Source organism: Paractinoplanes polyasparticus (assembly GCF_019710575.1).
Lineage (GTDB): Bacteria > Actinomycetota > Actinomycetes > Mycobacteriales > Micromonosporaceae > Actinoplanes > Actinoplanes polyasparticus.
In genome coordinates this window covers 1-13204 of record NZ_JAHWFK010000050.1, presented here as the reverse complement: position 1 = coordinate 13204, position 13204 = coordinate 1, and the positions used below count along the sequence as shown (strand labels likewise).

Genomic DNA, 13204 nt, shown 5'->3' with positions numbered 1-13204 from the left:
AAGCGCTGATACGGTTTGGCCATGGCAGGTTCCGTGTCCGACGCCCAGCGAGCCCGCCTGCTCGAGGCCCTGCACGACCACGGCCTGGCGTACGGCGAACTCGGCCGCCGTTTCGGCAGCGCGATCGGCCTGCACGTCACCGACGCCACCGCGCTGGTCGAGATCCTCGGCGCGCAGGACAGGGGCGCCCCGCTCACCCAGACCCAGCTCGGCCGGCGCGTCGGCCTGACCCCCGGCGCCACGTCCACCCTGCTCAACCGCCTGGAAACGGCCGGCCACATCCGCCGCGTCCGCGACACCCGGGACCGCCGGGTGATCACCCTGATCGCCGCCGACAGCGTCGAGACCCTGCTGCACCGCTTCGTCGACCCGTTGGCCGACCGGATGGCCACCGTGATGAGCCGCTACCCACCCGAGGTGCTGGCCCAGTTCGAGACCCTGCTCACCGCCGTGAGCGCCGCGATGAACGACTACGCCGACGAGGCCAACCGCCGCGGAACTGCACAAACGTGAGGTCAGCCGCGTCCAAGCAGATGTGTGCGACCACGAGGAACGGCTCCGCTACGCGATGGAGGAGCACGAGTACCTGGCTCCCGACCAGGCCACGGTCTGGGCCAGGATTGAACTGCTCGCGCAGATCTACCGCCGCCGCAGCCTGATCCTGCGCTCGGCCGGCAGCGTCGTGCTCAGCGCGGGCCTGGTCGCCGGCCTGGTCCAGATGCACACCTTCATCCAGGGCGGCGTGGCAGCCCTGCCCCCAGCCGCGACTCCCAGCGCCGCCGTTCCCTCATCCCCAGCACCCACCATCCGGCCGGACGCTCCCAGAACCGCCCCCACGAAAAGTCCCCCGCCCGCCCCGGGCGAGCTCGAGATGAATGCCTACTTCGAGGCCGGCTACGGCTGGACGGAGGCCGAGATACTGGCCCGGCTGTGGCACTTCCGAGACCCCACCGACGCCAAGGTCGAAGGCGGCCGCCGCCTCCTGGCCGGCGAACGCCTCCCCGTCCGGCCGACGAGCTGAGCTGAGCTATTTGCGGAGGGCCTCGATGAGCTGGTCCTTCGTCATGGTGCTGCGGCCGGGGATCTTTTTGCGCTGGGCCTCGGCGTAAAGGTCCTTCTTGGGGGCCTGGGTGCGGGGTTTGTCGGACGAGCGCCGGGCCTTGGCGGGCTTGCCGAGCTCTCGCCAGCTGTCTTCGGTCATGTCGACGCCGAACTTGGCGGCGGCGCGTTTGATGCGTTGGAACGCCTCGTCGCGTTCGTGGTCGGTGACGTCGCGCACCTGGTCGAAGCGGGCGAGCGCGTTGCGCACGTGGCGGGCGTCGTTGAGGGGCTCCTTGCGGACGCGGGGGAAGGCGAAAGCACTGTCCGGCATCGCGTTCCGGTCCTCGGCGTCCAGGGGTTCTCCGGTGGCCATGGTCTACCGGATACCCCGCAGGTAGGCCGCAATCACCTCGTCCGCGTTCTCCACCCGGGAGCCGGCCACACGGTCGAAGAGCAGGCCGTCGACCAGGGCGATCAGGGCGGGAGCGTGGCGGGCGGGGTCGGCCACGCCGGCCTGGGCCAGGGTGGTTTCGGCGGCGGCCAGGAACTGGGCTCGGGCCGGCGAGGCGGTGGTCAGCAGCGGATGCAACTCGGCGTCGTCCGCCAGGTCGACCAGCAGGGCGTACCGGACGCGGTGGTCGGCGGCCCGCGCGGCGAGCCGGTCGAGCAGGGAGGCCGGGCCGGGAGCCATGTCGGCCACGGTGCGGTTGGCCAGGCGGTGGACCATCAGCTCGATCAGCTGGCGGCGGGTGCGGGCGTAGTACGACGTCGAGCCGGCCGGCAGGTCGAGGGCCCGGTCGATCGCCCGGTGCGTCAGCGACCGCAGGCCCTCGGCTGCCACCAGGGAGATGGCCGCGTCGGCGATTGCCTCGCGACGGTCTGTGTTCGGGGACACCTTCACACGGCAACTCTACACGCGTAGAGTCCTCTACATGAGTAGAGTTGCGATCATCGGGGCCGGCATCGGCGGCCTCGCCACTGCCGTCGGCCTTCAGCGGCACGGGTGGGATGTCTCCGTCTTCGAGCGTTCGGCCCCGGATTCGCAGGTCGGGGCGGGCCTCTCGCTGTTCGCCAACGGATTCCGGGCGCTCGACGCCATCGGCCTGGGCGACGCCGTCCGCGCCATTGCCGGGCCCGAGCAGGCGCTGACCGCGGGGTCGCGCCGGCGTGACGGGCGCTGGCTGGCCACCACGCCGCCGGGGGCCGTCCGCGAGCTGCGCGTCGTGCACCGGGCCGACCTGCACCGCGTGCTCACCGACGCGCTCGGGCCGGGCACCATCGCGTACGGGAAAAATGTCGTCGAGCCTTTGACCGGCTACGACGTGGTGGTCGCGGCCGACGGATTGCGGTCGCCCACGCGGGGCACGGAGATCCGTTACAGCGGCTACACGAGCTGGCGCGGTGTCACCTTGCGACCGGTCGACCTGCTGGGCGGGGCCGGCGAGTCGCTCGGCCGGGGTGAGCGCTTCGGCCTCGCGCCGCTGCCCGACGGACGCGTCTACTGGTTCGGGGTGGCGTCGATGCCGGCCGGCACGGCCTTCCCGGACGAGTTCGCCGAGGTCCGCCGCCGCTTCGGGGGCTGGCACGCGCCGATCGCCGAGGTTCTCGACGCCACCGGCCCGGCCGCCGTCGTGCGCACCGACATCCACGACCTCGCGAAGCCGCTCGCGTCCTATGTGCTCGGCACCACCGTGCTGCTCGGCGACGCCGCTCACGCCATGACCCCCGACCTCGGCCAGGGCGCCAACATGGCCCTGGAGGACGCGGCCACCCTCAGTCGTCTGCTGTGCACTCGGCCCATCGGGGAGGCCCTCACCGCGTACGACAAAAACCGCCGGCCCCGCACCCAGGCCATCGCCCGCCGGGCCCGCCTGATGGGACGTCTGCTGCAGAGCCGCAACCCGCTACGTGACACGCTGCTGCGCCTGACCCCGGCGTCCGCGGTCGCCCGACAGCTGGCCGCCGTCCAGGACTGGTCACAGCCGGGGGCGCTGTCCGGTCGTAGCTGACATGACCGTCAACCACTGTCTCAGCCTCGTCCGGGCTGTCGACCGGCCGACCGGCGCGGCGCGGTACGGCCGCATGTTCGACGGCCTGGAGCCGCTCGGCGCCGATCCCGAGCTGCTGATGCGGGCCGGCGACAGCGGCGGTGTGTGCGACGCCGCCGCCGTCCTCGACCAGCTCGCGCCGGGCGGCGACGACGCCGCCGGCGCCGCGGGATGGCCGTTCTTCGGCCAGCTCATCGCCCACGACATCACCGCCGACCGGTCGGCCCTGATGGGTGGCACCGCGACCGACGCGCTCAAGAACGCCCGCGCGCCGATGCTCGACCTCGAGATGCTGTACTCCGACGGCCCGGTCGGCTCGCCGTTCCTGTTCGACGTCCGGGAACCCGCGAAGTTCCTGGTCGGCGACGACGTGCCCCGTAACTCTCAGGGCGTCGCCCTGATCGGCGACCCGCGCAACGACTCGCACCGCTTCGCCCTCGCCCTCCACGTAGCCCTCCTCAAAGCGCACAACCGCCTCGTTGATCTTGTAGGCGACGCGGCCCGCGTCACCCTCACGTGGCACTACCAATGGGTGATCGTGAACGACTTCCTGCCCCGCCTGGTCGGTGCCGAGCTGACCAAGGAAGTGCTGGCCGAGGGCGGCCGCTGGTTCCGGCCGGCGAAGGGTGAGGCTTTCATCCCGCTCGAGTTCGCCGACGCCGCCTTCCGCTACGGACACGGCCAGATCCGGCACACCTACCGGCTGGTCGAGGGCGGACCCGAGGTGCCGCTCTTCCCCGACCTGGTCGGTTTCGGCCCGCTCGACCCGGCCCAGCGCATCGACCTCGCCCAGATCTTCGACGTGCCCGGCCGCCCGCCGGCCCAGCGGGCCAAGCGCCTGGACGGCCGCCTGGCGCGCAGCCTGATCGGCCTGCCCGAGCAGGTCACCGGCGTCGTCGATACCAGCGCCTACCGCTCGCTGGCCGTCCGCGACCTGCTGCGCGGCGAGACCACCCGGCTGCCCAGCGGCGAAGCCGTGGCCCGGCTGATGGGATTGGAGCCTCTTGATGTGACGGAGGACTGGCCGCACGGCACGCCGCTCTGGTTCTACATCTTGAAAGAGGCCGAGCACGGTGACCGGCTCGGCCCGGTCGGGGGCCGGATCGTGGCCGAGGTGCTGCTGGGGCTGCTGCGGGCCGATCCGGCGAGCTACCTGAGTCTGGAACCGGACTGGCAGCCGGTGCTGCGTGCCCGCGGCGATTCGTTCGACCTGGCAGACTTGCTCATTCCCTGATCAGGAATCGAGAAGCAGAGTGTCGTACCACCTGCCTAGAGTTCCCGGGGAAGCCGACGAACGAGGGAGCCGGGGATGCACGACGCCGACAGCCACGACATGATCCGCGTGCACGGCGCACGCGTGAACAACCTCAAGGACGTCAGCGTCGAGATCCCGAAACGGCGTCTCACGGTGTTCACCGGTGTCTCCGGCTCGGGCAAGAGCTCGCTGGTCTTCGGCACGATCGCCGCCGAGTCGCAGCGGCTGATCAACGAGACCTACAGCGCCTTCCTGCAGAATTTCATGCCGTCCATGGCGCGGCCCGACGTCGACGTGCTCGACGGTCTGACCACGGCCATCCTGGTCGACCAGGAGCGGATGGGCGGTGACGTCCGCTCCACCGTTGGCACGGCCACCGACGCCAACGCCATGCTGCGCATCTTGTTCAGCCGGCTCGGGAAGCCGTACATCGGCTCGCCCCAGGCCTTCTCGTTCAACATCGCCTCGGTCAGCGGCGCGGGCGCGGTCACCCTGCAGAAGGGCGGCCGCGAGGTCAAGGAGAAGCGCACCTTCAGCCTGCTGGGCGGCATGTGCCCACGCTGCGAGGGGCGCGGCTCGGTCAACGACATCGACCTGTCCCAGCTGTACGACGAGGAGAAGTCGCTCAACGAGGGCGCCATCACGATCCCGGGCTACAGCATGGAGGGCTGGTACGGCCGCATCTTCCGCGGCGTCGGCTACTTCGACCCCGACAAGCCGATCAAGAAGTTCACCAAGAAGGAAATGGACGACCTGCTCTACCGCGAGGCGACCAAGGTCAAGATCGAGGGCATCAATCTGACGTACGCGGGTCTGATCCCCTCCATCCAGAAATCCTTCCTGTCCAAGGACCTCGACGCCGTTCAACCCCACGTGCGCGCTTTCGTGGAACGGGTGGCCATCTTCAAGACCTGCCCCGAGTGCGACGGATCGCGGCTGAGCGAAGCCGCCCGCTCCTCCAAGATCAAGGGGATCAGCATCGCCGACTGCTGCGCGATGCAGATCAGCGACCTCGCCGAGTGGGTGCGTGACCTCCAGGAGCCGTCGGTCGCGCCGCTGCTCACGGCGCTGGGCGAGACCCTCGACTCGTTCGTCGAGATCGGGCTCGGCTACCTCTCGCTCGACCGTCCGTCCGGCACGCTGTCGGGCGGCGAGGCCCAGCGTACGAAGATGATCCGGCATCTCGGCTCGGCGCTCACCGACGTCACGTACGTCTTCGACGAACCCACCATCGGCCTGCACCCGCACGACATCCAGCGGATGAACAACCTGCTCGTCCAGCTGCGCGACAAGGGCAACACGGTGCTGGTCGTCGAGCACAAGCCCGAGGCCATCGCGATCGCCGACCACATCGTCGACCTGGGCCCGGGCGCCGGCAGCGGGGGCGGCCAGGTCGTCTACGAGGGCAGCCTCGACGGGTTGCGGGCCAGCGACACGCTCACCGGCCGCCACCTGGAATACCGCGCCTCGCTCAAGGACAAGGTGCGCGAGCCGTCGGGCACGCTCGAGGTGCGCGGCGCGAACAGCCACAACCTGCGCGACGTCGACGTGGACATCCCGCTCGGCGTGCTGACGGTCGTCACCGGCGTGGCCGGCTCGGGCAAGAGCTCGCTGATCCACGGCTCGGTCGCGCCGCGCGAGGGCGTGGTGGCCGTCGACCAGGGGGCGATCCGCGGCTCGCGGCGGAGCAGCCCGGCCACGTACACGGGCCTGCTGGAACCGATCCGCAAGGCCTTCGCCAAGGTCAACGGCGTCAAGCCGGCGCTCTTCAGCGCCAACAGCGAGGGCGCCTGCCCCAACTGCAACGGCGCCGGCGTCATCTACACCGACCTCGGCGTCATGGCGAGCATGGCCACCACCTGCGAGGTGTGCGAGGGCAGGCGGTTCGACGCGTCGGTGCTCGAATACAAGTTCGGCGGCAAGGACATCAGCGAGGTGCTCGAGATGCCGGTCAGCGAGGCCGTCGAGTTCTTCGCCGCCGGCGACGCGAAGATCCCGGCCGCGCACGCCATCCTGGTGCGGCTGGCCGACGTCGGCCTCGGCTACCTCAAGCTGGGTCAGCCGCTGACCACGCTGTCGGGCGGCGAGCGGCAGCGGCTCAAGCTGGCCACCCGCATGGCCGAGAAAGGCGGCGTCTACATCCTCGACGAGCCGACCACCGGTCTTCACCTGGCCGATGTGGAGAATCTGCTGGGGCTTCTCGACCGCCTGGTCGAATCGGGCAAGTCGGTGATCGTCATCGAGCACCACCAGGCGGTCATGGCCCACGCCGACTGGATCATCGACCTGGGCCCCGGCGCCGGCCACGACGGCGGCAGGATCGTCTTCGAGGGCACCCCGGCCGACCTGGTCGCGGCCCGCTCCACCCTCACCGGCGAACACCTGGCGGACTACGTAGGATCCTGAGCCACGATGGAGAGCATCACCAAGAACCGGCAGTCGCTCGACACGCTGCGAGCGATGGTGGCGCGCGCCTACGGCAAAGATCAGGTTCCTTCCGGTACGGCCGACTGGGTGCACGAACTGGGCCACGGCTGGTTCAACGTCGCCTACCGCCTGCGCCTGCGCGACGGCTACCAGGCCGTCCTCAAGGTCGCGCCGCCCGCCGGGGTCGAGGTGATGACGTACGAACGCCGGGCGATGGCCACTGAGCTGGCGGCGCTCGCCCTCCTGGCCGGAACGGATGTGCCGGTGCCCACGGTCGACTTCGCGGACAGCTCCCGCGAGCTGGTCGACGCCGACTGGTTCGTCATGCCCTACGTCGACGCCGACAACTACGGAGTGATCCGCTCGTCGTTGTCAGCCTGCGAGCAGGACAAGCTGGACGTGGCCGTGGGCGCGGCGACCCGCTCCCTGAACGCCCTGACCGGCCCGGCCTTCGGCCCGCTCGACGGTCCCGGCGTCGCCACCTGGCGGCAGTGCTTCCTCGGCATGGTCTCCGATGTCCTGCACGACGGCGAGCGGCGCGCGGTCGAACTCGACTACGCCGGTCTGCGCGCGCTCGTCGCTGCCCACGCCGACTGCCTCGACGAGGTCACAGGTCCGCGTTTCGTGGCCTGGGACCTGTGGTCGAGCAACGTCCTGGTGCGCGACGGCCGGATCGTCTGCGTCATCGACCACGAGCGGGCGTTCTACGGCGACCCGCTCATCGAGGCCGGGTTCGTCGCCACCGAGCAACCGTCCTTCGGCAATCCCACCGCCTTCGTCCGGGGCTACGGCAAGGCCGCTTTCACAGCGAACGAACGCGCCCGGCGCCGCCTCTACAACCTCTATCTGACCGCCACGATGGTCATCGAGTCGGCCTACCGGGGCCGGGCCGGCTCCCCGCAGCAGCAGTGGGCCCGGGCCCGCCTCTCCGAGGCTGTCGCCGCCCTCTGAGACGACGGACGGGCGGCAACCTTTCGCGGTTGCCGCCCGTCCCCTCACCGACTGATCGACGTGTGGTGCTCATGGCCTCCGGTCAGTCCAGGAGGTCGTCGAATTCGCCCTTCTTGGCCCCGTCCAGGAACGCCGCGAATTCCGGTTGGGTATAAAGAACCATCTCGCCTTCCGGACGCTTCGAGTTACGCACCGCAATGAGGTCCCGCGTTCGGGCGATCTCCACACAATTACCACCGGCGCTGCGCTCGGCAATGCGCCAGGCAAGCGCTTCACGGTCGATGTTCATCAGGCTCATGATGTCGTTTCCCTGATTTCTAGGATAGGTCGCGGATACGTTCGTCGATCAATTTCAGTGAGCGTCTGGCATCGAGGGCGAGGTCGGTCAGCGTACCGAAAGCCCGCCGGATACGTTCGACTTCTTCCGGTTCGTCCTCGAAAATTTGGCCCAGCTGGCCCTCCGTGTAGATCACGGGCGGCAGCAGGTCCTCGGCGAATTCGAGAACCGAGAACGGGCCGTCCAGCCCCGGGTTCACGCCGGCGGAGAACGGCAGGATCTGAACGGAGACATGCGGTAGATCGGTCGCGAGCTGTCTTATATGAATCAGCTGTTCCCGCAGCACGGCAGCACTGCCCACGACCCGGTGCACAATTGTCTCGTCGATCACCGCGCGGAACTGCAGAGGGCTGTCGCCGGTCAGGATCCGCTGACGCTGGATCCTGGACTCCACCGTCTCGGCCAGTTGATCGGCCGAGAAATGCAGCCGGAGCGGGGCGATCACCTCTCGGGCGTAGTCGTGCGTCTGCAGAAGGCCGGGTGCGACCGACGCCTCGAAGTTGTCGATGGAAACGGCGGCGGTCTCCAGGTCCAGGTAGGTCGCCGTCGGTGACTCGAGGTCGTAGCGCTGCCACCAGCCCGGCTGGGAGCCTTCCCTGGCCAGCTGGACGAGCCGCTCGGTGGTGCGATCGTCGAGCCCGTAGTAGCTGCAGAGCGCGCGGACATTCGGCGCCCCGGAGCGCGGTGACGCCCGGGAGGCGGTTTCGAGCCGGCTGATCGCGGCGGGGGACAGGCCCACGTCTTTCGCGACCTGAGCAGCGGTGAGGTTTTTGGCCTCGCGGTACCGCCGGAGGAGCGCACCGAGTTCACGGTTGCGCACCGTTGGGCTGCTCCGCCTAGTCACCCGTCAACTCCTACCACTGCGCCGTGATCATTGTCAAGGCGTCAGATGGCAACGGCGCCGCCGGAAAAACATAGTGTGTCAACCTGAGTTTTGGCAATTGCCAACTCGGCGTGTTGCCACGCAAACTGAACGTAGGCCCAGAGGCCCGAACGGAACGAGCACCCCCGGCTGCCACCGGAGGTGCTCACTTGTCCAACTGTCCCGCCAAGCCGGTCACACGGATCGAAAGGACGAGCCGGTGAAAAGTCTAGTACTCGTGCTGTCCGCACAACAGCCGCCGCCCGAACACGACGCCTCAATAGTTATGGTCGTCGGCGCGGCCATCCTCATCATGCTCGCGCTCCGGCTGATCGCACGGTCGCTGCGGCCGGTGGCGGAGGTGCTCAAATCGGCGGCCGCCATGGGGCTGGCGGTCGTGCTCGCTGTCATCGCCCTTTTGCTGGTGATTCTGTCATTGTTCGCCTGAGCTCAGGCCCACGCTGTCAGAAGCGGAACGGCCAGGCCGGACAAGACGTCGAAGCGTTCACGATGAGCGCGGACCTCTTCCGGCCCGGCCCGCACGACGTCACCTTTCGCGTCCTCCAGATAAAGCAGGTCCGGCTGCTCGAGAATGACGAACGGGCCTTTGATTCCCTCGTGGAGACCGGCTCGATAGGGCACCACCCGGATGTCCAGGCCCGGGTGCGCCGCGAGCTGCCGCAGGCGGTCCATCTGGGCCCGCATGATCCGCGGCCCGTCACCGGCGGCCCCCTCCCAGCAGTGCAGCGCGGACTCGTCGATCACGAAGCGCATCGCCGGACCGTCGTCGCGAGCGAGAAGCACCTGCCGGGCCAGGCGGGCCTGCACCAAGGGCTCGAGAGTCCCGGCGGTGGCGAAGAAACTGAGCGCTGCCTCGGCGTACTCCCTGGTCTGCAGCAGCCCCGGGATCACGTACGGCTCGAAGGTGCGGATGCTGGAAGCTTCCTGCTCGTAGGTGGCGAGCAACCGGACTTCCCGGCTCAGCACGTCCTCCCCGAGGCCGGACGCCGGGATCCGCTGGTCGGCCAGGCCGTAGTGGTCGAGCAAGGCTGACAGCCGGCCGTCGTCGATGCCGCCGGCGACCGCTTCGACCGCGAGGAAATCGACGAGCGACCATCCCAGGGCCGCGGCCAGTTGCTGCGGGCTCGCGCCGGAGTCCGTCCGTGCTCCTCTGAGCCGGTTCCGCAAGGTGGGGCGGGGATCCATGCGATCAGCTCCTCAGGGCTTGGCGAAACGGATCGGCGTGGTGGCGGCCTCTTCTCGTCGGCTCAAGATCGGCAACTACTGGCAGCACCATGCTACCTATCGACTTGCCGGATTCAGCAATACCGGGACGCGTGGAGTACGGGGAATCTCGGCAACGGCATTGACCGGAGTGCGTGCCGACATTTCGGAGTTCCGGTCGCCGGAGAAATCCCGTATAATCGCGCAGGTCGCCTGAAATTCCGTCCTTTCAGCGCCGATCCCGCGACCTCGAGCGCCCTTCCGTGTGACGCCTCGGAAACGCGAGCGTCCAGCTTGCGGAATTTGTCTCTTCGGGGAAATTCGAGTGTTCTTCCCAGGATCAACAAGCGCGTCCGCCGCGGTCGCCTCAGGCGAGGCCGGACTGATAGGCGAAGACGACCAGTTGGGCACGGTCGCGGGCGCCGAGCTTGGTCATGGCCCGGCTCACATGGGTGCGGGCGGTGGCGGGGCTGACGGTCAGGTGGGCGGCGATCTCGTGGTTGTTCAGGCCCCGGGCGACCAGCGCGACGATCTCGCGTTCGCGGTCGGTCAGGCGGGTCAGGTCGGGGTGCGGGGTGAGCGGGCGGGGCGCCGCGGCCGTGAACTCGCGGATCAACGTGCGGGTCACCGAGGGGGCCAGGAGGGCGCCGCCGTCGGCGATGGTGCGGACGGCGTCGAGCAGGGCGGGCGGGCTCGTGTTCTTCAGCAGGAAGCCGCTCGCGCCGGACCGCAGGGCCGTGAAGACGTACTCGTCGTGTTCGAAAGTGGTCAGCACCAGGACGCGGGTGGTGGCGAGGGCGGGGTCGGCGACTATGCGACGGGTGGCCTCGAGGCCGTCGATGCCGGGCATGCGGATGTCCATGAGGACGACGTCGGGGCGGGTGCGCCGGGCCTCGGCCACCGCGGCCAGGCCGTCGGCGGCCTCGGCGACCACCGCGAAACCGTCGGAGGACTCGAACAGGGCGCGCAGGCCCAGGCGTACGAGTTGCTGGTCGTCGGCCGGCAGGACGGTGATCATCGAGGGCTCCGGGGGATGACGGCGTGGACGGCGAAGGTGCCGGCCCGCGCATCGGTGGTCAGGGAGCCGCCGGCCTGCTCGACGCGGCGGCGCATGCCGGTGAGGCCGAAGCCGTCGGCGTGGCCGGTGGCCCGTACGGGATTGGAGATGCGCAGGTCGACGCTCTCCGGCCGGTGCTCGATGGTCACCCGGACGCGGGGGTCGGCGGCGTGCTTGACCACGTTGGTGAGCGCTTCGCGCAGCACCCGGTAAGCGGCCGGCGGCAGCGGGGCCGGCGCGCCGTCGACGACCAGGTCCACGTCGACGCCGGCCCGTCGGACGCGGGCGCACAACTCCTCGGCCTGGGCCGGGCCCGGGGTCTCGGCCAGCCCGGCCAGGGTTGCGCGCAGTTCCTCGAGCGCCTCCGAGCTGGCGGCGCTGATCGCGGTCAGCGCCTCGACGGCCATCTCGGGGCGGGTGTCACGCAGGTGCAGCGCGATGTCGGCCTGCATCTGGATCGCGGCCAGCCCGTGGCCGACCACGTCATGCACCTCGTGGGCGACACGCAGCCGTTCGGCGTCGGCGATGTGACGTTCGGCCTCGGCACGCTCGCGGGCCTGCGCGTCGACGACCTGGCGGCGGGCGACGCCGATCGTGAACGGGACCACCACCCACGCGGTGCCCGGAGCGAGACCCGACAGCGGATCTTCGAACAGGTGCAGCAACAGCACGAACAGTGCGGGCACGGACCAGGCGGCGGCCTGCCGGACCGGCCGGGCGCGGGCGACACCGTAGACACAGACGGCGAAGGCCAGCAGGATCGGCCCGTACGGGAAACCGGTTATCAGGTACGCCGAGGTGGTCGCGGCCGCCGCGAGCAGGGCGGGCCCGGGCCAGCGGTGACGCACCGCGGTCAGCGCCGCGGTGGCGACCACCAGCGCGAAAGCGACGGCGTTGACCGGGCGGTCGGTGGCCGACAGGTCGTCGAGCACGGGCAGCGTGGCCAGGCCGACCGCCGCCAGAGCGACAGGGAGGGCCAGGTCGCGTGCGCGCATGGGGTTACCGTGCCATGCGGGCGGCCGGTATGCGTACGTCAGTGGGCGTACGTCCCTGCCCCGACGCGCACGCCGCCGCCGGCGAGCACCCTGGGCGCATGGTGCCCGTTTACCGCAAGTTCTGGCTCGTGCTGCACATCGTGTCGGCGAGCGCGTGGATCGGCGTCGACGTGATGGTGGCGGTGCTGGTCGGCGTGGGCGCCCTCAGCGACGACAGCGCGCGGCGAGGCCTGGCCTATCAGGCACTGGGCTCGTTCCTGGTGTGGCCGATGCTCGTCTCCGGGCTGGTCTGCCTGGTCACCGGCCTGGTGCTGGGGCTGGGCACGAAGTGGGGGCTGGTCCGCTACTGGTGGGTCGCCGTCAAGCTGGTGCTGAATGTGGCGCTCTGCACCCTGATCCTGCTGCTGCTCCGGCCCAGCATGCCGGAGGTCGCGGCGTACGGGAGAAGCTTGTCGGCCGGCGAGGCCGTGACCTTCGACGTGAGCAGCCTGGTCATGCCGCCCGTGGTCTCGCTGACGCTGCTCAGCGTGGCCACCGTCCTGTCCGTCTACAAGCCGTGGGGCCGCATCCGGCAGCTCGGCGGCCCAGGTGGGCGGGCAGCTCAGCGGGCCAGGCAGGCGACGGCGAAGAGCGCGGCCAGGACGCCGTAGAGGTGCACGGTGTGCAGCCGCTCCCGCAGCAGTGAGCGGTTGAGCAGCAGCGTGACCGCCGGATAGAGCGAAGCGATCACAGCAGCCGGGGCCAGACTCGCCGAGGCCGCCGCGATGAAGGCCCCATCCGCGACAGCGTCGGTGGCGCCGATCAGAAAGACCGAGACCGCGACACCCAGACTCAGGCGCGGCCGCATCAGCAACCCGCCCTGTGGACGAAAGGCGACCTGTGGACAAGACGATTTGTCCGCCGATTGTCGAGTAGCTTCGGCCACGTCCCTGGGATGCTCCTATGGATTTCAAGTGGCGGGTTTTGGGTGCTCTGAGGTGATGAGTTGGTAGATCTCGCGGGCGACG

General features: G+C 69.7%; 16 protein-coding genes. 8 read left to right on the top strand and 8 right to left on the bottom strand.

Annotation, left to right across the window (positions count from 1 at the left end; all coding sequences use genetic code 11):
• Window positions 1-21: 21 nt before the first annotated feature.
• Together KXC43_RS39615 and KXC43_RS39610 are read left to right on the top strand one after the other, a co-directional pair.
• Window positions 22-513 carry a MarR family winged helix-turn-helix transcriptional regulator gene (locus KXC43_RS39615; RefSeq protein ID WP_221381389.1) on the top strand — a complete coding sequence of 164 codons (492 nt, stop codon included), beginning with the start codon at window positions 22-24 and terminating at the stop codon, window positions 511-513.
• A 22-nt stretch (window positions 514-535) separates the two neighbouring features.
• Window positions 536-1021: a hypothetical protein gene (locus tag KXC43_RS39610; RefSeq protein WP_221381388.1), complete on the top strand. Its 486-nt coding sequence runs from the start codon at window positions 536-538 to the stop codon at window positions 1019-1021.
• Between the two features lie 6 nt (window positions 1022-1027).
• Here KXC43_RS39610 and KXC43_RS39605 read toward each other — a convergent pair whose 3' ends face one another.
• Complete coding sequence (locus KXC43_RS39605; RefSeq protein ID WP_221381387.1) at window positions 1028-1414, bottom strand: DUF6582 domain-containing protein; 387 nt, start codon at window positions 1412-1414, stop codon at window positions 1028-1030.
• Between the two features lie 3 nt (window positions 1415-1417).
• Window positions 1418-1942 carry a TetR/AcrR family transcriptional regulator gene (locus tag KXC43_RS39600; RefSeq protein WP_221381386.1) on the bottom strand — a complete coding sequence of 175 codons (525 nt, stop codon included), beginning with the start codon at window positions 1940-1942 and terminating at the stop codon, window positions 1418-1420.
• 31 nt (window positions 1943-1973) lie between these two features.
• On the opposite strand from KXC43_RS39600, the gene KXC43_RS39595 reads away from it, so the two are divergent.
• The 4 genes from KXC43_RS39595 (at window position 1974) to KXC43_RS39580 (ending at window position 7722) form a co-directional block, all read left to right on the top strand.
• Entirely contained in the window at window positions 1974-3050 is a 1077-nt protein-coding gene (locus KXC43_RS39595) for an FAD-dependent oxidoreductase (protein ID WP_221381385.1), read from the top strand.
• A 1-nt stretch (window position 3051) separates the two neighbouring features.
• Window positions 3052-4323 carry a peroxidase family protein gene (locus KXC43_RS39590; RefSeq protein WP_221381384.1) on the top strand — a complete coding sequence of 424 codons (1272 nt, stop codon included), beginning with the start codon at window positions 3052-3054 and terminating at the stop codon, window positions 4321-4323.
• A 75-nt stretch (window positions 4324-4398) separates the two neighbouring features.
• Window positions 4399-6750 (top strand): ATP-binding cassette domain-containing protein, encoded by a 2352-nt coding sequence (locus tag KXC43_RS39585; protein WP_221381383.1) that lies wholly within the window; start codon window positions 4399-4401, stop codon window positions 6748-6750.
• A 6-nt stretch (window positions 6751-6756) separates the two neighbouring features.
• On the top strand, window positions 6757-7722 hold the full coding sequence (locus KXC43_RS39580; protein ID WP_221381382.1) for a phosphotransferase family protein: 966 nt from the start codon (window positions 6757-6759) through the stop codon (window positions 7720-7722).
• An 82-nt stretch (window positions 7723-7804) separates the two neighbouring features.
• On the opposite strand, the gene KXC43_RS39575 is transcribed toward KXC43_RS39580, so the two are convergent.
• A complete protein-coding gene (locus KXC43_RS39575) occupies window positions 7805-8011 on the bottom strand; it encodes a DUF397 domain-containing protein (protein ID WP_221381381.1) in 207 nt (68 codons plus the stop codon).
• A 28-nt stretch (window positions 8012-8039) separates the two neighbouring features.
• Window positions 8040-8879, bottom strand: coding sequence for a helix-turn-helix domain-containing protein (locus KXC43_RS39570; protein ID WP_221381380.1), 840 nt, complete (start codon window positions 8877-8879; stop codon window positions 8040-8042).
• A 280-nt stretch (window positions 8880-9159) separates the two neighbouring features.
• Between KXC43_RS39570 and KXC43_RS39565 the strand changes: the two genes are divergently transcribed.
• A complete protein-coding gene (locus KXC43_RS39565) occupies window positions 9160-9369 on the top strand; it encodes a hypothetical protein (RefSeq protein WP_221381379.1) in 210 nt (69 codons plus the stop codon).
• Window positions 9370-9371: 2 nt separating this feature from the next.
• Here KXC43_RS39565 and KXC43_RS39560 read toward each other — a convergent pair whose 3' ends face one another.
• From KXC43_RS39560 to KXC43_RS39550, 3 genes are all read right to left on the bottom strand, one after another.
• Complete coding sequence (locus KXC43_RS39560; RefSeq protein ID WP_221381378.1) at window positions 9372-10127, bottom strand: DUF5753 domain-containing protein; 756 nt, start codon at window positions 10125-10127, stop codon at window positions 9372-9374.
• 385 nt (window positions 10128-10512) lie between these two features.
• Window positions 10513-11163, bottom strand: coding sequence for a response regulator transcription factor (locus KXC43_RS39555; protein WP_221381377.1), 651 nt, complete (start codon window positions 11161-11163; stop codon window positions 10513-10515).
• The gene (locus KXC43_RS39550) at window positions 11160-12197 is read right to left on the bottom strand and encodes a sensor histidine kinase (RefSeq protein WP_221381376.1); all 1038 of its coding nucleotides are present in this window, start codon (window positions 12195-12197) and stop codon (window positions 11160-11162) included. The genes KXC43_RS39555 and KXC43_RS39550 overlap by 4 nt, the downstream gene beginning before the upstream one ends.
• 98 nt (window positions 12198-12295) lie before the next feature.
• On the opposite strand from KXC43_RS39550, the gene KXC43_RS39545 reads away from it, so the two are divergent.
• Window positions 12296-12847 (top strand): hypothetical protein, encoded by a 552-nt coding sequence (locus tag KXC43_RS39545; protein WP_221381375.1) that lies wholly within the window; start codon window positions 12296-12298, stop codon window positions 12845-12847.
• Here KXC43_RS39545 and KXC43_RS39540 read toward each other — a convergent pair.
• Entirely contained in the window at window positions 12799-13044 is a 246-nt protein-coding gene (locus KXC43_RS39540; protein WP_255645631.1) for a hypothetical protein, read from the bottom strand. The two genes, KXC43_RS39545 and KXC43_RS39540, sit on opposite strands and share 49 nt — an antisense overlap.
• Window positions 13045-13204 lie beyond the last annotated feature (160 nt).